The 18,674-nt window shown below is 67.1% G+C and carries 18 protein-coding genes; 6 read left to right on the plus strand and 12 right to left on the minus strand.

Features of this window, described 5'->3' with window-relative positions; all coding sequences use genetic code 11:
* Positions 1-23: 23 nt before the first annotated feature.
* Together PSEK12I1_RS0101545 and PSEK12I1_RS0101550 are read left to right on the plus strand one after the other, a co-directional pair.
* Positions 24-752, plus strand: a complete 729-nt coding sequence (locus PSEK12I1_RS0101545) for a response regulator transcription factor (protein ID WP_027600483.1) — start codon at positions 24-26, stop codon at positions 750-752.
* Positions 749-2,104, plus strand: coding sequence for a HAMP domain-containing sensor histidine kinase (locus tag PSEK12I1_RS0101550; RefSeq protein ID WP_027600484.1), 1,356 nt, complete (start codon positions 749-751; stop codon positions 2,102-2,104). Before PSEK12I1_RS0101545 ends, PSEK12I1_RS0101550 begins: the two co-directional genes overlap by 4 nt.
* 266 nt (positions 2,105-2,370) lie before the next feature.
* On the opposite strand, the gene PSEK12I1_RS0101555 is transcribed toward PSEK12I1_RS0101550, so the two are convergent.
* From PSEK12I1_RS0101555 to PSEK12I1_RS0101590, 8 genes are all read right to left on the minus strand, one after another.
* A complete protein-coding gene (locus PSEK12I1_RS0101555) occupies positions 2,371-4,314 on the minus strand; it encodes a TonB-dependent receptor domain-containing protein (RefSeq protein WP_027600485.1) in 1,944 nt (647 codons plus the stop codon).
* Positions 4,315-4,393: 79 nt separating this feature from the next.
* Entirely contained in the window at positions 4,394-4,828 is a 435-nt protein-coding gene (locus tag PSEK12I1_RS0101560) for a CBS domain-containing protein (protein WP_007160094.1), read from the minus strand.
* A 66-nt stretch (positions 4,829-4,894) separates the two neighbouring features.
* Positions 4,895-5,740 (minus strand): metal ABC transporter permease, encoded by an 846-nt coding sequence (locus PSEK12I1_RS0101565; RefSeq protein WP_037006580.1) that lies wholly within the window; start codon positions 5,738-5,740, stop codon positions 4,895-4,897.
* Positions 5,740-6,594: a metal ABC transporter permease gene (locus PSEK12I1_RS0101570; protein WP_037006581.1), complete on the minus strand. Its 855-nt coding sequence runs from the start codon at positions 6,592-6,594 to the stop codon at positions 5,740-5,742. Before PSEK12I1_RS0101570 ends, PSEK12I1_RS0101565 begins: the two co-directional genes overlap by 1 nt.
* Complete coding sequence (locus tag PSEK12I1_RS23445) at positions 6,594-7,355, minus strand: metal ABC transporter ATP-binding protein (protein ID WP_028700293.1); 762 nt, start codon at positions 7,353-7,355, stop codon at positions 6,594-6,596. The genes PSEK12I1_RS0101570 and PSEK12I1_RS23445 overlap by 1 nt, the downstream gene beginning before the upstream one ends.
* The gene (locus tag PSEK12I1_RS0101580; RefSeq protein WP_027600488.1) at positions 7,352-8,245 is read right to left on the minus strand and encodes a metal ABC transporter substrate-binding protein; all 894 of its coding nucleotides are present in this window, start codon (positions 8,243-8,245) and stop codon (positions 7,352-7,354) included. Before PSEK12I1_RS0101580 ends, PSEK12I1_RS23445 begins: the two co-directional genes overlap by 4 nt.
* A gap of 195 nt (positions 8,246-8,440) precedes the next feature.
* Positions 8,441-8,572, minus strand: coding sequence for a hypothetical protein (locus tag PSEK12I1_RS24880; RefSeq protein ID WP_256203978.1), 132 nt, complete (start codon positions 8,570-8,572; stop codon positions 8,441-8,443).
* Between the two features lie 145 nt (positions 8,573-8,717).
* Entirely contained in the window at positions 8,718-9,767 is a 1,050-nt protein-coding gene (locus PSEK12I1_RS0101590) for an AraC family transcriptional regulator (protein WP_027600489.1), read from the minus strand.
* A 171-nt stretch (positions 9,768-9,938) separates the two neighbouring features.
* Between PSEK12I1_RS0101590 and PSEK12I1_RS23450 the strand changes: the two genes are divergently transcribed.
* Together PSEK12I1_RS23450 and PSEK12I1_RS0101600 are read left to right on the plus strand one after the other, a co-directional pair.
* Positions 9,939-11,327 carry an NAD(P)/FAD-dependent oxidoreductase gene (locus tag PSEK12I1_RS23450; RefSeq protein WP_051399169.1) on the plus strand — a complete coding sequence of 463 codons (1,389 nt, stop codon included), beginning with the start codon at positions 9,939-9,941 and terminating at the stop codon, positions 11,325-11,327.
* A gap of 12 nt (positions 11,328-11,339) precedes the next feature.
* Positions 11,340-12,206, plus strand: a complete 867-nt coding sequence (locus tag PSEK12I1_RS0101600) for an SDR family oxidoreductase (protein WP_027600490.1) — start codon at positions 11,340-11,342, stop codon at positions 12,204-12,206.
* 57 nt (positions 12,207-12,263) lie between these two features.
* On the opposite strand, the gene oadA is transcribed toward PSEK12I1_RS0101600, so the two are convergent.
* Positions 12,264-14,075 carry a sodium-extruding oxaloacetate decarboxylase subunit alpha gene (gene oadA / locus PSEK12I1_RS0101605; RefSeq protein ID WP_027600491.1) on the minus strand — a complete coding sequence of 604 codons (1,812 nt, stop codon included), beginning with the start codon at positions 14,073-14,075 and terminating at the stop codon, positions 12,264-12,266.
* A 13-nt stretch (positions 14,076-14,088) separates the two neighbouring features.
* Positions 14,089-15,504, minus strand: a complete 1,416-nt coding sequence (locus PSEK12I1_RS0101610; protein WP_027600492.1) for an acetyl-CoA carboxylase biotin carboxylase subunit — start codon at positions 15,502-15,504, stop codon at positions 14,089-14,091.
* 138 nt (positions 15,505-15,642) lie between these two features.
* Here PSEK12I1_RS0101610 and PSEK12I1_RS0101615 point away from each other — a divergent pair, with 138 nt between their 5' ends.
* Positions 15,643-16,617, plus strand: a complete 975-nt coding sequence (locus PSEK12I1_RS0101615) for a LysR family transcriptional regulator (protein ID WP_027600493.1) — start codon at positions 15,643-15,645, stop codon at positions 16,615-16,617.
* Here the strand turns inward: PSEK12I1_RS0101615 and PSEK12I1_RS24185 are convergent.
* Both PSEK12I1_RS24185 and hexR read right to left on the minus strand, forming a co-directional pair.
* Positions 16,547-16,768: a PA3496 family putative envelope integrity protein gene (locus tag PSEK12I1_RS24185; protein WP_074583361.1), complete on the minus strand. Its 222-nt coding sequence runs from the start codon at positions 16,766-16,768 to the stop codon at positions 16,547-16,549. The two genes, PSEK12I1_RS0101615 and PSEK12I1_RS24185, sit on opposite strands and share 71 nt — an antisense overlap.
* 74 nt (positions 16,769-16,842) lie before the next feature.
* Positions 16,843-17,712 carry a transcriptional regulator HexR gene (gene hexR, locus PSEK12I1_RS0101620; RefSeq protein WP_007160102.1) on the minus strand — a complete coding sequence of 290 codons (870 nt, stop codon included), beginning with the start codon at positions 17,710-17,712 and terminating at the stop codon, positions 16,843-16,845.
* Positions 17,713-18,052: 340 nt separating this feature from the next.
* On the opposite strand from hexR, the gene PSEK12I1_RS0101625 reads away from it, so the two are divergent.
* Positions 18,053-18,571, plus strand: coding sequence for an Hcp family type VI secretion system effector (locus PSEK12I1_RS0101625; RefSeq protein WP_017639168.1), 519 nt, complete (start codon positions 18,053-18,055; stop codon positions 18,569-18,571).
* The last annotated feature ends 103 nt before the right edge of the window (positions 18,572-18,674 follow it).

Here is an 18,674-nt window from a genome sequence, read left to right on the forward strand (position 1 = left end):
GCTACCACCAATCTCCCTTCGCCGTGACCGCCATCCACGTCCTACTCGTCGACGACCACCGCAAGCTGCGTGAGCCCCTGGCGATCTACCTGCGTCGCCAGGGGCTCGAAGCCACCACCGCAGCCGATGCCACGCGGATGAAGGCGTTGCTCGCGCAGCAGCGCTTCGATGTCATCGTCCTCGACGTGATGCTGCCGGATGGCGACGGCTTCAGTCTCTGCCGTGAGCTACGCCAGCGCGACACGACGCCGATCATCCTGCTCACCGCCCGGGGCGAGGTGGATGACCGGGTGCTTGGTCTGGAACAGGGCGCCGACGACTACCTGACCAAGCCCTTCGAACCGCGCGAACTGGTGGCACGGATTCGCACCCTGCATCGTCGCTACCAGGCGACCGCTCCGACGTCTCCGAGCGAGCCTGTACCGGCGGCGATCTATCGTTTCGCGGGCTGGCACTACGCCGCCGTCAGTCAGCGCCTGCACTACCCGGACGGCAGCACCCGCCGCCTGGGTCAGGCGGAGGCGCGCCTGCTGCTGGCCTTCCTGTGTCAGCCCCAGACCGTGCTGCATCGTGATCTATTGCTGCACCAGGTACAGCCGCCCGATCGCGCGCTGGAAGACCGCAGCCTGGATCGCCAGGTCAGTCGCCTGCGCCTGCGGTTGGCCGATCCGACAGGCGAATCGCCGCTGCGGACCGTCTGGGGCCGCGGCTATCTGCTGGACTGCCCGGTGGAGGCCCTGGACGGCCCATGATCGCGCCTTGGCGTAGCTGGCTGCAGGGCATCACCCCCCGCCTCTGCCTGCTGTTCTGCGCGGCCTTGCTGCTGGCGCACGCGGCCGCGGCGCTGGTCCTGCACCAGACCGGCGCGCTGGTCCATCCGTTGTCCTATGGCCAGGCCTTGGAGCGCCTGGCGGTGGCCCGTACTGCGGTCGAGCGCCTGCCGACGGCGCAGGCGCAAGCCCTGCTGCGGGTGCTGGCCGAGTCACCGGCACAGGTCTGGATAGCCACGACGCCGGAGGTGGCGCCCTTCCCCATGCTCGCGGAAGAACGCCGCCTGACCCGGGATCTGGCGCGGCGCCTTGGACAGGCCGAAGAGGGTCTGGTGATGCAGCTGGAAGGCCTCGCCGGCGACGCCGCCCGCGCCTCACCGCTGACCCCGGCCGGCTGGGCACCCCTGCGCTTGCGCAGCAGCGTGCGCCTTTCGGACGGTCGCTGGCTCAATGCCGTGCAGTATCCGGCACGCAGCGACGGCTGGCTGACCGCCCTGGGCTGGTCGCTGCTGCTGGGCGCCCTCCCAGTGCTGCTGCTGGCCTGGCTGTTGATCGGCCAACTGGTACGGCCGCTCCAACGGCTCACCCGCGCCGCGGAGGGACTCAGCCGGGGCGAGCGCAGTCGCCTGGAGGTCCGTCAGGGCCCACGCGAGGCCAGGGAACTGGCCGCGGCCTTCGAGCTGATGCAGGAACGGCTGCTGCGCCACCTGGATGATCGGGTGCGCATGCTGGCCGCCATCAGCCACGACTTCAACACTCCACTGGCTGCGCTGCGGGTGCAATTGGCCCTGCTGGAGCCTTCGGTCGAGCGCGACGACATGGAAGAAAGCCTGGCCGAACTGGACGCCATGGTGCAGGAAACCCTCGACTTCATCCGTGGCGAGCGCCGGACCGAAAGCCACCAGGATGTCGACCTCGTCGCCCTGCTGCAGGCATTGCAGGATCGCTATCAGGCATTGGGCCAGACGGTGACCTGGTCGGGCACCGGCGCGGCACTGCTCCGCGGTCGCCCACTGGCCCTCAAGCGCGCCCTGGGCAATCTGCTCGACAACGCCCTGCAGCACGGTAGCAGCGCCACACTGGAGCTGTCGCGCCCCGCGCCACAGCTGCTCCGCCTGGACATCCTCGACGACGGACCCGGCCTGCCGGAAAACCAACTGGAACGGGTCTTCGAACCCTTCTACCGGCCTCCGGGCCAGGACAGCGCTCGTGGCCTCGGTCTCGGCCTGGCCATCGCCCGGGCCTGTATCCTCGCCCATGGCGGCGAGCTGCAACTGCACAATCGCCCGCAAGGCGGCCTCTGCGCCCGGATCCTGCTGCCGTCGCCCCCCTAGCAGCCAGATATCCCGTAGGAGCGGCCCATGGCCGCGATCGTCCAAACAAAAGATCTTGTCGCGCCAGGACAATGGCTCCCAGGGTAGCGCCACCTTGATCGATCAGGATCTGGCTGATGCTGGAGATGACCGCCTGCTCGAATAGCGCCCTCTCCCTCCGGGGCGCGCCTCACAGCGAAGTCCCAAGTGGAAAAGGCTCCGCCGTTTTCCACGCTACGGTTACAGCACCAGCGCAGTGGAGGTTCCACGTGGAGCATCTGGCTCCCTTAGAAGCTCAGAGTCGCGCTCACCCAGAGATGGCGACCATAGTTCACCGTGCCATAGGTCTCGTCGTCCAGGCGCCGATCGTTCAGGTTGCGGATAGCGGCATTGAAGCTCAGGTTGCGCGTCGCCACGAAACCGCCGCCCACGTCCCAGGTGGTATAGGCCGGCGCCGCTTCGCCGGTCAGGGTGGCGTCGTATTCCTCACCGTAGTAATCCAGCGCCGTCCACAGATTGAGGCGGTCCGACAGGGTCCAGTCCAGGCGGACGTTGGCCTTGCGCTCCGGAGTCAGGGCCAGGGGCGCACCCTGGTTGGGACCGCTGCGCTGCTCCGAATCGAGATAGGTGAAGTTGCCACCCAGCCGCAGGACCTCGGTGATGTCCCAGCCACCGCTGAGCTCCACGCCGCGGATCACCGCCTCGTCGACGTTGATGCGGTCCATGCGGATGTAGCCATTCCAGCGCTCGGTGGTGGTGACCGTGGACAGCTTGTCCTGAAAGTCGTTGTAGAACAGCGTCGCCGCCGCTTCCAGATTGCGTCGGTTGGACCAGAGCGCCGCCACCTCGTAGTTGGTACTGGTTTCCGGCTTGAGATCCGGATTGCCGAGCATGACGAAGCGGTTGCGCCGCAGATAGGCGTAACCCGGTGCAACAGCGCGGATTTCCGGTGCCTTGAAGCCGCGCGAGACGCCGCCCTTGAAGGTCCACTCGGGAGTGGCGTGCCAGACCCCGTAGAGCCGCGGACTCCAGTGATTGCCGTACAGCTCGTGGTGATCCAGGCGCAGTCCACCGGTGAGCGCGAAGCTGTCGGTGATGGCCCACTCGTCCTCGGCGAACAGCGCCTGCTGGGTCACCGCGAAGGAATACTGGCGGCGATCGTTCAGCCCCTGGTTCCAGTCCTGCACCTCGCCACGGTTGTATTGCAGACCGGTGGTGAGCAGGTGGTCATCCAGGGGCGTCACCAGCTTGGCATCGAACACGGTGTTCTCGACCTGGGGCTTGCGCCCATAGACATCGGTCTGCTCCGGCGTGGCAAGGCCTTCGCGAGAGGTCTCTTCGTGCAGCAGCGACACGTCCGAGCGCAGCCCGCCGGTCCAGTGGCCGGTGTGACTCAGCGACCAGTGATCGCGGTCGTTGTCCTGCTGGCGGGTCGCCCAGTTGTCGCTCAGGCCGTCGCCGTTGCGCAGGCGCGTCTGCCCGGCTTCCAGCAGGAATTCTTGGTTCTCGGTCGGGGTGAAGACCAGACGCCCGGTCAGGTCGCGATGGCGCGCCTTGCTGAAGCCCTGGGTCCGCTCGATGTCGTCGTCGGCCTGGCGATCCAGGTAGCGGCCCCAGAGCTGCAGACCGAGCAGGTCGGTGTGCAGCGGTCCGCTCAGAAAGAATTGGCCCTGGCGCGAATTGCCCTGGTCGCGGTGCTGCTGGGCGATGTAGTCGGTGGTCAGGGAGCCGTGCCAGGTGGCGGCGTTCTTCTTGGTGATGATGTTGATCACCCCGCCGATGGCGTCGGAGCCATACAGCGAGGACATGGGCCCGCGTACCACCTCGATCCGCTCGATGGCCGCCGCCGGCGGAATGAAGCTCTGCTCGTAGCCGCGATTGCCGTTGACCCGCGACTCCCGCGCGCTCTGCCGCTTACCGTCCACCAGGATCAGGGTGTAGTCCCCCGGCATGCCCCGGATGGAGATATCGGTTTCATTGGCCGCACCGTTGACCACCACGCCCTCGACGTCGCGCAGGGCGTCGCCCAGATCGCGGATCGGGCGCTTGCGCAGGGTCTCGGCGTCGATCACGGTGACTGAAGCGGGTGCGTCCTCCAGACGCTGTTCGAAGCCGGCGGCGGTGACCACCGTGGTGTCGAGATCGGTGATCTCTTCGGCTTGGACCGCCAGGCTGGCGGCGGCCAGGCCAAGCGCCAGCGGCGTAGCGATGAAACGTTGCAACCTGGCCATGAGCCATGCCCTCCGATGAAAGGGCATGGATGGTAATGATTGACGTTACGGAAATTGGGACAGGTTGAGACAGCGGCATTCACTCGCCGCGGATATAGCCTTCCAGATGGCGGATCAGCTCCGCCTGCTGGACGGTGGTCGCCTTGACCAGGTCGCCGATGGACAGCAGCCCGATCAGCTTGCCGTTGCCCATCACCGGCAGGTGACGCAGGTGGTGGTCGGTCATCATCTGCATGCAGTCGCCCACGGTCTGCTGCGGCAGCACGATGATGACCGCTTCGGTCATGATCTCGCTGACCGGGGTCGCATAGGAGGAGCGCCCCTGCAAGGCCACCTTGCGCGCATAGTCGCGCTCGCTGACGATGCCCACCAGTTCGCCGTCGCGCATCACCGGCAGCGCCCCGACGTTCTTTTCCGCCATCAGGCGCAGGGCGTCGAGCACCCAGGCGTCGGGGGCGATGGTGTAGACGTCCTGCTGGGTCTTCAGGGCAAGCAACTGGGCGACGGTTTTCATTGTGGTTCTCCTGAGGTGAGGCGAGCGTGACCGGAGGTGCCTGGCAGGGCCGGTCAGTCGATTACATCAGGCCACCTGAACGCCCTTGTCGCCCGAACGACGTCGATCCCGCCACAGGCGCCATGCCAGGGCCAGCAGAAAACCGGCCGTCAGCAGCATCACCAGGGTGGGCGCCGGGGCGCTGTCCCAGACCAGGCTCAGCAGCACCCCGCCCAGGGCCGCCATCACGGCCAGGGTGGTGGCCAGCAGCAGCATCCAGCCAAAGGAACGGGTCAGCAGAAAGGCCGTGGCACCGGGGGCGATCAGCAGCGCCACCACCGGCACCATGCCCACCGCCTGCAGTGCGCCGACCACGGTCAGGGCGATCAGACCGAGCAGGCCGTAGTGCAGCAGCCCCACCCGCAGCCCCAGGGCCCGGGCCTGGGCCGCGTCGAAGGCCAGCACCAGCAGGTCGCGCCAGCGGCAGGCCAGCGCCAGCACCACCAGGCCGGTGATCACCGCCATCTGCCAGAAGGCCGCCGGGGACACCCCCAGCAGGTCGCCGAGCAGGATGTGGTCCAGGTGCAGCTCGGTGGGCAGCCTGGCGTGCAGCACCAGGCCCAGGCCGAACATGCCGGAAAAGACCACGCCCATCAGGGTGTCCTGCTTTACCCGGCTGTGGCGCTTGAGATAGCCGGTGGCCAGGGCGCAACCCAGCCCCGCGACGAAGGCGCCCGCCACCAGCGGTGCCCCCAGCGCCGAGGCCAGCACCAGGCCGGGAAAGACCGCGTGGGCGATGGCATCGCCCAGCAACGCCCAGCCCTTGAGCACCAGGAAACAGGACAGCAGCGCCGTGGGCACCGCCACCAGCACGGCCATCAGCAATGCCTGGCGCAGGAAGTCGACTTCGAGGGTCAGCAGCAGCCAGTCCATCAGCCCGCCTCCGCCGTCTGCCGTGCCCGGCGCCGGTTGGCCAGCAGGCCGTGACGCGGCGCCAGGACGAAGGCCAGCAGAAAGATCAGGGTCTGCAAGACCACCACGCAGCCCCCGGTGGCGCCGTCGAGGAAATAGCTGAGGTAGGTGCCGAGGAGCCCGCTGCCAACGCCGATGGCGACGCTGATCAGCACCACCCGCGAGAAGCGATCGCTGAGCAGATAGGCCGTCGCCCCCGGCGTCACCACCAGGGCGATGACCAGGAAGGCGCCCACCGTCTGCATCGCCGCCACGGTGCTCAGCGCCAGCAGGGTAAAGAACAGCAGCCGGTACAGGGTGGGATTGAGACCGCAGGCGCGCGCCTGGCCCTCGTCGAAAAACACCAGCAGCAGGTCGCGCCACTTGAGCAGCAGCACCAGCAGCGAGACGGCGGCGATAGTCAGCAACTGGCGACTGGCCTCGGGGGTAATGGCCAGGATGTTGCCGAAGACGATGGTCTGGATGTCCACCGCGACCGGCGCCAGCGAGACCAGGAACAGCCCGCCGCCAAAGAAGGCGCTGAAGATCAGGCCGATGATGACGTCTTCCTTGAGCCGGGTGTACTGCCGCAGCCCGAGCATGGCGCCGGCCGCCGCGCCGCCGGCGAGAAAGGCGCCCAGGGCCAGCGGCAGGCCGAGCAGATAGGCGCCGGCCACGCCGGGCACCACCGCGTGGGACAGGGCATCGCCGATCAGCGACCAGCCCTTGAGCATCAGGTAGGCGGAAAGAAAGGCGCACAGCCCGCCCACCAGCGCCGCCGCGCCCAGGGCATTTCTCATGTAGCCGTAGGCCAGGGGTTCCAGCAGCCCTTCCATCAGGCACGCTCCCGCCGCCTCGGCTCCGCTTGCAGCCCGTCAAACAGCCGCAGGGCGCCGCCAAAGGTGCGTTCCAGGTTCTCCCGGGTAAAGACCTCGGCCGTCGGCCCCTGGGCCAGCACGGTGCGATCGAGCAACACGGTGCGGTCGCAGAAGCGTTCGATGCTGGCCAGGTCGTGGGTCGACACCAGCATAGAGCGACCTTCGGCGCGCAGCGCCTGGAGCAATTCGATGATGGCCCGTTCGGAGGTGGCGTCCACCCCGGTGAAGGGTTCGTCCAGGAGGATCACCCGGCTGTCCTGGGCCAGGGCGCGGGCGAGGAAGACGCGCTTCTTCTGGCCACCGGAGAGTTCGCCGATCTGCCGCTTGCGCAACGCGGTCAGCCCCACCCGGGCCAGGGCGGCGTCCACCGCCTGGTGATCGGCGGCGCGGGCCAGGCGCAGGAAATTCATCCGCCCATAGCGGCCCATGAGCACCACGTCCTCCACCCGCACCGGAAAGTCCCAGTCCACGTCTTCGCTCTGGGGGACGTAGGCGACGAGGTTGCGCTTGAGCGCCTGGGCCACCGGCAGGTCATCGACCCTTACCTGGCCGGAACGGACCGGCACGAAGCCCATGATCGCCTTGAACAGCGTCGACTTGCCGCTGCCGTTGACGCCCACCAGGGCGGTGATGGAGCCGCCGGGTACCACCAGGCTGGCGTCGCGCAGGGCGGTATGGCCATTGCGATAGGTCACGCTGACCCCCTCGAGCGCGATCATGGCGCCAGCCCCTTCACCAGGGTTTCGGTGGTGACCCGCAGCAGATCGAGATAGGTGGGCACCGGTCCCTCGGCGGCGCTCAGGGAGTCGACATAGAGCACCCCGCCATAGCGAGCGCCGCTCTCCCGTGCCACCTGCTCGGCCGGTGCGGCGGAAACCGTGCTTTCGCTGAACACCGCCGGAATCCGCTCGGCGCGCACCGTCTCGATCACCCGGCGGACCTGCTGCGGCGTGCCCTGGGCGTCGGCGTTGATCGGCCAGAGATAGAGCTCCCTGAGCCCCAGGTCGCGCGCCAGGTAGCTGAAGGCGCCCTCGCTGGACACCAGCCAGCGCCGCTGTTCGGGAATCGCCTGCAGCTGCTGGCGCAGGGGTTCGAGGGTGGCGGTGATGCGCGCCTTGTAGGCTTCGGCGTTGCGACGATAGGTCTCGGCCTGGGCCGGGTCGTGCTGCACCAGGGCATCACGGATGTTGTCGACGTAGATCAGCGCTGCCTGGGGTGACATCCAGGCATGGGGATTGGGCTTGCCGGCATAGGGACCTTGAGCGATGGCGATGGGCTCGACACCCCGCGAGACCACAGCGCTGGGCACGTCCTTCATGCGGCTGAAGAAGCGCTCGAACCAGAGCTCCAGATTGAGGCCGTTCCACAGCACCAGCTGGGCGTCGCGCGTCTTGAGCAGATCGCCCGGAGTGGGCTGGTAGTTGTGGATCTCGGCGCCGGGCTTGGTGATGGATTCCACCCGCGCGGCGTCGCCCGCCACATTACGCGCCATGTCGGCGATCACCGTGAAGGTGGTGACCACCTTGAACGGCTCCGCCGCCTGAGCGACGTTGCCCAGCAGCAATCCCAGCAGACCCGCCAGGGTCCAGCGTCTCGTCTTCTCCAGCATCCGGCCCGCCTCTCGGTGGTTATAGCCTTGGCTAAATTAGATAGCACAACCTATCAGAGGTGCAGGAAGACTTTGTAACCTGGGATGAGAGGGATAAGGGACAGGGACGAACAGGGCAAGGCGCCTCGCTCAGGACAGGGCGGAGGCGCTGATGAGGGCTGCAGAGGCCGGCGGGACCGGCCTGATTGGCATGGATCAGTGCGCGGCGTGGGCCGTCATGCCGCGCGAGCGCTCGGGCTGGGTCTCCAACGGACGCCGTTCGGCGTGACCGTCGAGCAGCTTGTCCAGCAGACCGCGCAGGGCGCGTTTCTTGAGATCTTTCAGCATCGCGAATCCTCCCGGGATCGTTATAGCCTTGGCTATATTAAATAGCAGACCCTATCGAGAGGTGTTAGTGCTTTTTATCAATCGGATAAATAGAGGCGCCCTAAACCTCTCGGGCTAGAGCGATCGGACAAACCGGGAGCGATGCCTAGTCACCCTCCTCCACCCGCGTCCTCAGGCGGCGACGGGCTTCCTGCGGCGCCAGGCCGGTCCAGCGCCGGAAAGCCCGACGGAAATTGCGCAGATCGCCAAAGCCGGTCTGGAAGGCCACCTCGGCCAGCGCAAGGTCGGCCCGGCCGAGCAGCGTCAGGGCGCGATCACGACGCGCTTCGTCGACCAGCGCCTGATAGTGGGTACCCGCCGCTTCGAGCCGGCGCCGCAGCGTCCGTTCGCTGAGATTGAGCGGCGCGGCCAGTTGCGCCAGGGTCGGCGGCGCATCCAGCCGCTTGCGGATCTCGCGCTGCAGGCCCTCGACCAGATCCGTTCGCAGCGGATCGTAGCCAGCCTTTGCGCCCAGCAATTCGATCACCTCGGCGGCCACGGCGTCATCGCGGGTGGCGAGGGGCAGGTCCAGCCAGGCGGGATCGAATTCGATGGCGGTCACCGGCGCGGCGAAACGCACCGGGCACTCGAACAAGGCCGCATAGCGCTCGCCATGCGGTGGAGCGGGATAATCCAGGCTCAGCGCCCGCGGCGGCAACCGTGTCCCGGCCAGATGGCGGGCGACGCCTAGCACGCTGGCCAGCCCCTCCTCCATGTAGAAGGCGGTCACCGCCGGCTCGTGGAAGCGTGGCGTCAGCACCAGCCGCACCGCCGCCGCCCCCTGCTCCAGGCCATAGTCGAGCATGGCACCGGCCTGCTGCTGGTAGTGCAACCCCAGCTCCAGGGCCGCGCCCAGGGTGGCGCAGGCCTGCATGCCGAGACCGACCAGGCCGAGCGAGACGCTGGTCTGCCGGGCGCCGACCGCCAGGCCCAGGCCGTCGTCGCCCAGTTGCGCCAGGCAGCGCCTGACCAGCAGATAGCCCTGCCGGTGCGACAGGCGAAAGCCCGGCCGCTGCACGTCGGCCGCCGTGAACCCCAGGCCGCGGCAGAGTCGCTCCACGTCGGCGTTGCGGTCGGCCGCCACGCGCAGCAGCAGCCGCGACACCTGGGGCGGCGCCGAGGCACGGGAAAAGCGCGGATCGACGGGGTCCGGCATGACGACGCTCCTCGGGCGAGAACCTGGCTGGACGTTAACCCAGTGGCGACCGGGCGAAAATCCCTCGGCAACGGCTGTCCGTTTCGGCCCCCTTCCCTGGCCGCCGCCACCCTGCCGTGGCCCCTCGACCCGCCGCTAAGGTTGCCTCGACACCCACGCGTGGAGACCTGCATGAACGACGACCTCTCCTACCAGGACTGCGGCGAGCGCATCTGCATCGTCGGCGGCGGCCCCGGCGGCCTGTGCATGGCCCGCGCCCTCAAGCGCCGCGGCCTGGACTACGAGCAGTTCGAGCGCCACAGCGACTTCGGCGGCGTCTGGGACCTGGATAACCCCGGCACGCCCATGTACGAATCCGCCCACTTCATCTCGTCGCGGGACCTCTCGGGCTTTCTCGACTATCCGATGCCCCGCGCCTTTCCCGACTATCCCGGCAATCGCCAGATCCTCGACTACCTGCGCGCCTTCGCCCGCACCTTCGGGCTCTATGCCCAGGCCCGCTTCAACACCGCCGTCGAACGGGTCGACAAGGATGCGGATGGCCGCTGGATCGTCACCCTCGACAGCGGTGAACGCCGCCGTTATCGGGCGCTGATCTGCGCCACCGGCTGCAACTGGGACCCCAACCTGCCGGAGATCCCGGGGCACTTCAGCGGCGAGATCCGCCACGCGGTCAGCTACCGGCGTGCGGCGGAATTCCAGGGCAAGCGGGTGCTCATCGTCGGCGCCGGCAATTCCGGAGCCGACATCGCCTGCGATGCCGCCGCCAACGCCGAGCGCGCCTTCATCAGCCTGAGGCGCGGCTATCACTTCATCCCCAAGCACCTCTTCGGCGTGCCGGCGGACGTCTTCGGCGAACGCGGTCCGCGCCTGCCGCTGTGGCTGGAACGGCCGCTGTTCCAGGGTCTGCTGCGCCTGCTGCAGGGCGACCTGACCCGCTTCGGCCTGCCGAAGCCGGACCACCGCCTGTTCGAAAGCCATCCGCTGCTCAACAGCCAGCTGCTGCACCACCTGCAGCACGGCAACATCCAGGCACGGCCGGACGTCTCGCACTTCGAGGGCGACCAGGTGGTGTTTCGCGATGGCAGCCGGGAAGGTCTCGACCTGGTCCTCTATGCCACCGGCTATCGCTGGAGTTGCCGCTACGCCGCCGACTACTTCAGCTGGCAGCACGGCCGGCCGCAGCTCTACCTGTCCATCTTCAGTCGTGAACACCGCAACCTGTTCGGCATCGGCTATCTGGAGACCAATTCCAGCGCCTACAAGCTGTTCGATCAGGAAGCCCACCTGATCGCCTGCCACCTGGCCGACCAGCTCCAGCGCCCGCACCAGGCCCGCGAATTCCAGGCGCTGATCCAGCAGGACGACCCGGACCTCTCCGGCGGCATCCGCTTCGTCGACTCGCCCCGCCACGCCGTCTACCTGGAGGTGCACGCCCTGCAGAACCATCTGCGCCAGCTGCGTCGCCGGCTGGGCTGGAGCGACCTGACCCCGGGTTATTTCGATCCCCTGCGCCAGGCGCCCGAGCCGCTTCCGGCCAGCCTGCCCACCCCGTCCTGAGCGAGCCTGCCCATGAGCGACGTCATCCTGATCACCGGTGCCGCCGGCGGCATCGGTCAATGCCTGGCGCGGCAACTCAGCCGCCGACCGGTCCAGCTGGTCCTGGTGGATCGCGACGCCAGGGGCCTGGCCGCCCTGCGCGCCGAGCTGGGCGAAACCACCCTGACCTACGCCGCCGATCTCTGCGACGAAGACCAGCTCGTCGCCCTGATCGACTTCGTCCAGCAGCGCTGCGGTCGCCTCGATGCCCTGATCAACAACGCCGCCATCGTCCGCGTCGGCCCCCTCACCGAACGCTCTCCGGCGAGCATTCGCCAGGAACTCGACATCAACCTGCTGGCGCCCCTGCTGCTCGCGCGGCTGGCCATTCCCCTGCTCCGGCGCTCGACCAACGCCCGGCTGGTCACCACCGTCTCGCTGGCGGGCATCTTTCCCACCCCGGAGAGCCCCGTCTATTGCGCCAGCAAGTTCGGCCTGCGCGGCGCCATGCTCGCCCTGGCGCAGGATCTCGCGCCCCAGGGCATCCGCGTCTGCTGCGTCCTGCCGTCGGCCACCGACACCCCGATGCTGCGCCACGAGGCCATCGCCGGCGGCAACGCCCTGCAATTCATGGATCCGCCCCAGTCACCCGATACGGTGGCGCGGCTGCTGGTGCGGGTGCTGGATCGACCGCGCCTGGAAAGCGCGCCGCGCGCCGGCGAACTCTGGCTGAGCCGGCTGGCAATGCTGGTGCCCGACCTGCTGCCGCGCCTATTGCCGTTCTTTCAGCGCCGTGGCGAACGCGGCCTGCGTCGCTATCTCAGCGACCTGGAGCAACGCGGCCTGGCCGAACGCCACGAAGGCACCTGGCGCCTGCGCCCGGACGACCGACCCGACTAGCCTTCTTTCGGAAACAAAAAAAGGGGCCCGCAGGCCCCAAGGGAAATCGAAGTGATCTCAGCCTTCGATTTCGATCAACACCTCGCCCGGATTGACTCGGTCGCCCTTGGCCACCCGCACCGCGGTGACGGTGCCGGCGATGGGCGCCTGGATCTCGGTTTCCATCTTCATGGCTTCGGTGACCAGCACGCCCTGCCCGGCCCTGACCTGGTCACCCTCCTTGACCAGCACCTCGACGATGTTGCCCGGCATGGTAGTGCTGACGTCGCCCGGACGCTCCGCCTGGCGCCGCCGCTGACCGCCCTCGGCGACGAAGTCACCACTGGCCTCGAACACCACCTCTTCCGGCACCCCGTCGATGGACAGGTAGAAGTGCCGCTTGCCCTCGCTCTTGAGGCCGATGCCGGTGATGTCCACCTGGTAGGTCTCGCCGTGCACGTCGACGCTGAAGGCGGTCGGCACGCCCTGGCCGCCCACCGCGGCCACGCCATCGGCCGAGGGCATGGGCATGGGCAGCAGGGCTTCCGGCACCAGGGTCCCGGCGGCGCGTTCCTCGAGGAACTTGCGCCCGATGTCGGGGAACATGGCAAAGGTCATCACGTCTTCTTCGCTCTTGGCCAGGTCACCGATCTCGGCGCGCAGCCGGGCCAGCTCGGGACTGAGCAGATCGGCCGGCCGCACCTCGATGACCTCTTCCTGGCCGATGGCCTGCTTGCGCAGCTGCTCGCAGATGGCGCCCGGCGCCTTGCCGTAGCGGCCCTGCAGATAGAGCTTCACCTCGTTGGTGATGGTCTTGTAGCGCTCGCCGGCCAGCACGTTGAAGAACGCCTGGGTGCCGACGATCTGCGAGGTCGGGGTCACCAGGGGCGGATAGCCCAGGTCCTTGCGCACCCGCGGGATCTCTTCCAGCACCTCGTTCATGCGATTGAGGGCGCCCTGCTCGCGCAACTGGTTGGCCAGGTTGGAGATCATGCCGCCCGGTACCTGGTTGACCTGCACCCGGGTGTCGACCCCGGTGAATTCGCTCTCGAACTGGTGGTACTTCTTGCGCACCGCATGGAAATACAGGCCGATCTCCTGCAGCAGCTCCAGGTCCAGGCCGGTGTCGTAGGGCGTGTCGCGCAGGGCCGCGACCATGGATTCGGTCCCCGGGTGGCTGGTGCCCCAGGCCATGCTGGAGATCGCCGTGTCGATGCGATCGGCGCCATTCTCCACCGCCTTGAGCTGGCACATGGCGGCCACCCCGGCGGTGTCGTGGGAGTGCACCACCACGTCCAGGGTCAGGGCCTCCTTGAGCGCCTTGACCAGCTCGCCGGTGGCATAGGGCGTCAGCAGGCCGGCCATGTCCTTGATGGCGATGGAGTCCACGCCCAGGTCGGCCATGCGCCGCGCCTGGTCGACGAAGGCCGCGACGGTGTGCACCGGGCTGGTGGTGTAGCAGAGGGTGCCCTGGGCATGCTTGCCGCTGGCCTTGACCGCGCGGATGGCGGTTTCCAGGTTACGCACATCGTTCATGGCATCGAAGATGCGGAAGACGTCGGTGCCATTGGCGGCGGCGCGCTCGACGAAGGCCTCCACCACGTCATCGCTGTAGTGCCGGTAGCCGAGCAGATTCTGGCCGCGCAGGAGCATCTGCAGCCGGGTATTGGGCAGCGCCTTGCGCAGCTGGCGCAGACGCTCCCAGGGGTCTTCCTTGAGGAAGCGCACGCAGGCGTCGAAGGTGGCGCCGCCCCAGACTTCCAGCGACCAGTAGCCGACCTGGTCGAGCTTGGCGCAGATCGGCAGCATGTCTTCGGTGCGCATGCGGGTCGCCAGCAGCGATTGATGGGCGTCGCGCAGGATGGTGTCGGTGATCTGGATGCTTTTCATTGTTCTGTCGTCCTTACAGACCGGCGTGGGCGGCGATGGCGGCGGCGATGGCGATGGCCAGGTGCGTCGGGTTGCGCTTGATCGAGTACTGGGTCAGCTCCGGATGGCTTTCCACGAAGCTGGTGTTGAAGCGCCCGCTGCGGAATTCGGGATCGCGTAGGATGGCCCCGTAATAGGGCGCGGTGGTCTTCACCCCCTGCACGCGCATGTCGTCCAGGGCGCGCAGGCCGCGATCCATGGCCTCTTCCCAGGTCAGCGCCCAGACGATCAGCTTGAGGCACATAGAGTCGTAGTACGGCGGGATCACGTAGCCGGTATAGATGGCGGTGTCGGTGCGCACCCCCGGTCCGCCCGGCGCGTAGTAGCGGGTGATCTTGCCGAAGCTCGGCAGGAAGTTGTTCTTCGGGTCCTCGGCATTGATGCGGAACTGCAGGGCGAAGCCGCGGTGCTGGACGTCTTCCTGGGCAAAGGACAGCGGCAGGCCCGAGGCGATGCGGATCTGCTCGCGAACGATGTCGATGCCGGTGATTTCCTCGGTGATGGTGTGCTCCACCTGCACCCGGGTATTCATCTCCATGAAATACACCTCGCCCTCGGCGAGCAGGAATTCCACGGTGCCGGCGTTCTCGTAACCCACCGCCTTGGCCGCGCGCACGGCGAGATCACCGATGTAGGCGCGCTGCTCGGGGGTCAGCTGGGGGCTGGGCGCGATCTCGATCAGCTTCTGGTTGCGCCGCTGGATGGAGCAGTCGCGCTCGAACAGGTGCACGGTGTTGCCGTGGCTGTCGGCGAGGATCTGCGCCTCGATGTGCTTGGGATTGACGATGCACTTCTCGAGAAACACCTCGGCCGAGCCGAAGGCCTTGGTCGCCTCGGAGATCACCCGCGGATAGGCCTGCTCCAGTTCCTCGCGGGAGTTGCAGCGGCGGATACCGCGACCGCCGCCGCCGGAGGTGGCCTTGAGCATCACCGGATACCCGAGGCGATCGCCTTCGCGCAGGGCCTCGGCGACGTCCGCCACGTTGCCCTCGGTGCCCGGGGTGCAGGGCACGCCGGCGGCGATCATGCTGCGCCGGGCCTCGGTCTTGTCGCCCATGCGCCGGATGACCTCGGCGGACGGCCCGATGAAGCGGATCCCGCGCTGGGCGCAGATTTCCGCCAGCTCGGCGTTTTCCGAAAGGAAGCCATAGCCGGGATGCAGGGCGTCGCAACCGGTCTCCACGGCCAGGTTCACCAGCTTGCGCGGGTTGAGATAACCCTCCAGCGGATCGCTGCCGATGCCATGAGCTTCGTCGGCACGTTTCACGTGGAGCGCTTGGCGATCCGCATCGGAGTAGACCGCCACCGAGCGAATGCCCATCTCGGCACAGGCACGCACGATGCGCACGGCGATCTCGCCCCGATTGGCGATAAGTATCTTCTTGATCACACCTGGCTCCTTGTCTGCTGCAGCCTGCAGCCGCTTGTTATTGCCGGTGACCTGAAGCTACGCCAGGGTCTCTCTTATGGAAAATAAATAATTGTTGGATACTCCATAAGTCATCCCTTATGGATCTCTGAAATGCCCATGCGCAAGCCCCTGATGCGGCTCACCTTTCGCCAATTGCAGGTATTCGAGGCCGTGTGCGAAGCCCGCTCCTACAGCCGCGCGGCCGACATCATGGCGCTGACCCAGCCGGCAGTGAGCCTGCAGGTCCGTCAGCTCGAAGAGGTGGTGGGCGCCCCGCTGTTCAACTACGTCAATCGCACCCTCTACCTCACCGAAGCCGGCGAGGCCCTGCGCCAGACCGGGCGCGATCTCTTCGCCCGCCTGGGCAGCCTGGACATGCAGCTGTCAGATCTGCGCGGTGCCCTGCACGGCCAGCTGCGCCTAGGGGTGGAGAGCAGCGCTCAGTACCTGGCGCCGCACCTGTTCAGCCAGTTCCGCAGCAGCCATCCCCAGGTCGATCTGGCGCTGACCGTGGGCAACCATGCCCGGGTGCTGCGTCGACTGACGGAGAATCGCGAGGACGTGGCGCTGATGTCCGGGGTGCCCAGTGGCTCGGACCTGGATTTCCTGCCCTTGCTGGACAACGCCATCGTCGCCGTGGCGCGCCCGGGCCATGCCCTGGCCGGCCGCCATGGCCTGAGCCTGCGCGATCTGACGGCCTATCCGCTGCTGGTACGCGAGGTCGGCTCCGGCACGCGCCAGGCCTGCGAGGACTATCTCAAGCAGAAGCGCGCGCACTTCGCCGAACAGCTGGAGATCGGCGCCTTCGAGGCGCAGCGCGAGGCGGTCCGCGCCGGACTCGGCATGGCGCTGCTGCCGCGCCAGGCCATTCGCAGTGATCTCGCCGCCGGCAGCCTGGTCGAGCTGGACGTCGCCGACTTGCCGCTGCGCCGCTCCTGGTGCGTGGTGCAGGTACGTGGCAAGCCGCTGTCGCCGGTGGCTCAGGCCTTCGTCGACTACCTGCGCAGCCAGCGCAGCCTGATCAATGCGTTAGGTATTGCCCTGGAGCCTGCTGTCGGCGCTGGGCCTGGCGCTCGTCAAGCAGCTGATTGAGAAACAGCAATTCATCGAGTTCCACGGCGAGTCGCTGCTCTTCGGCACGGGCTTCGATGGCGCGGCGGAATTTCATCCGCCGTTGATCCTGTAGCTTTCTGCGGGTCTTGCTGTCGAGACGAACGCTGGATTCCTGGATGAGAGCGGTCATGCCAATTCCTCCGGGCTGGGATCGGAATGGGCAGCTTCACCCTAACAGGTGACGATTTGGCGACAAAAAGACGACTATTGGGTGTCGCTGTGCTTGGTCGATTTCGATGACAACCGCAGGCTGCGCAAGCTGCGCTTCACGCCCTTGAGGTGCTCGACCAGGGCCGGACCGCGGGACATGGCCACGCCCATGGCCAGCACATCGATCACCACCAGGTGGGCGATCCGCGAGGTCAGGGGCACATAGATATCGGTGTCTTCGTGCACGTCGATGGCGATGTTGACCGTCGACAGATCGGCCAGCGGCGTCTGACCCGGGCAGATGGTGATCAGGGCCGCGCCGTTGTCGCGCACCAGGTTGGCGGTGATCAGCAGGTCCTTGGAGCGGCCCGACTGGGAGATGCAGATGGCCGCATCGGAGGCCGTCAGGGTCGCCGCCGACATCGCCTGCATGTGCGGATCGGAATAGGCGGTGGCGCTGAGCTGCAGGCGAAAGAACTTGTGCTGGGCGTCGTTGGCCACCGAGCCCGAGGCGCCGAAGCCGTAGAACATCACCCGCTGGGCCTTGGCGATCGCCTCGATCGCCGTTTCCAGCGCACGCATGTCCAGGCGCTCGCGCACGTCCATGAGGGTATGCAGGGTGGTGTCGAAGATCTTCAGACTGAAGTCTTCCACCGCATCGTTCTCGTGGATGGCGAACTGGCCGAAACTGGCCCCCGCCGCCAGGCTCTGGGCCAGGCGCAGCTTGAGATCCTGGAAGCCGTCGCAGCCGATGGCGCGGCAGAAACGCACGATGGTGGGCTCGCTGACGCCGACGTTGTGGGCGAGGTCGGCCATGGAGCTGTGCATGACGGCAGCCGGATCCACCATGACCTGCTCGGCGACCTTGAGCTCCGACTTGCGCAGCAGGTGGCGGGATTGAGCAATGTGTTGCATGAGGTTCACAGGCGTATCTCGTCTAGCGGGCGGATGTAGTGCGTCGTACTTATACTACATAACGGTCGCCAAGGCTCTTGGTCATTACGATTCAGCACGGTCTTTTTCGCGCCCGTATCGGCACTTGGTAGTCATCCGCACGACCGACTACCTGAGCCCGAGCAGCTTTTGAACCGCTCTGCGCAAGGCCTTGCGCAGATTCCCGAGCGGTGGCGCACAGTTGCTCTGCCCCGCCCCTGTAGTGCTTTTTCAACCCACTGATCAGAAAGGAATTTTCGGTTCTGGCATAGCCCTTGTTAGCTCCTGGTACCCGGGCCATGAAGGCCTATCACCAGGCAAGGAGAGCACCATGCCAACCCCCGCGTACCTGTCCCTCGAAGGCACCAAGCAAGGCCTGATCACCGCCGGCACCTTTACCGAGGACTCGGTCGGCAACATCTTCCAGGAAGGTCACGAAGACCAGATCCTGGTCCAGGCCTTCAATCACCAGGTGATCATTCCCCGCGATCCCCAGTCGGGTCAGCCCACCGGCCAGCGCGTGCACAAGCCGCTGATGATCACCAAGGTGTTCGACAAGGCCTCGCCGCTGATCTTCAACGCCCTCACCTCCGGCGAACGCCTCGGCAAGTGCCGCCTGGAGTGGTACCGCACCTCGGCCACCGGCACCCAGGAACACTACTTCACCATCGAACTGGAGGACGCCATCATCGTCGACGTCCAGTCGCGCATGCCCAACTGCCAGGACCCGAGCATGGCGCACTTCACCCACCTGGAAGACGTCTACTTCACCTACCGCAAGATCGTCTGGACCCACGAGGTCTCCGGCACCTCCGGTTCCGACGACTGGCGCTCGCCGATCGCCGCCTGAGGCGCCGACTGCAAACATTACTCTGCCCCCCGCCAGCCCCGCTGGCTGGGGGGTCCGCTGCCCTGCGCCACCCGCCTCGCCTCCCATCCGTCCGGTTTGGCGC

This window comes from Pseudomonas sp. MOIL14HWK12:I1 (assembly GCF_000510705.1).
Classification (GTDB): domain Bacteria; phylum Pseudomonadota; class Gammaproteobacteria; order Pseudomonadales; family Pseudomonadaceae; genus Chryseomonas; species Chryseomonas oryzihabitans.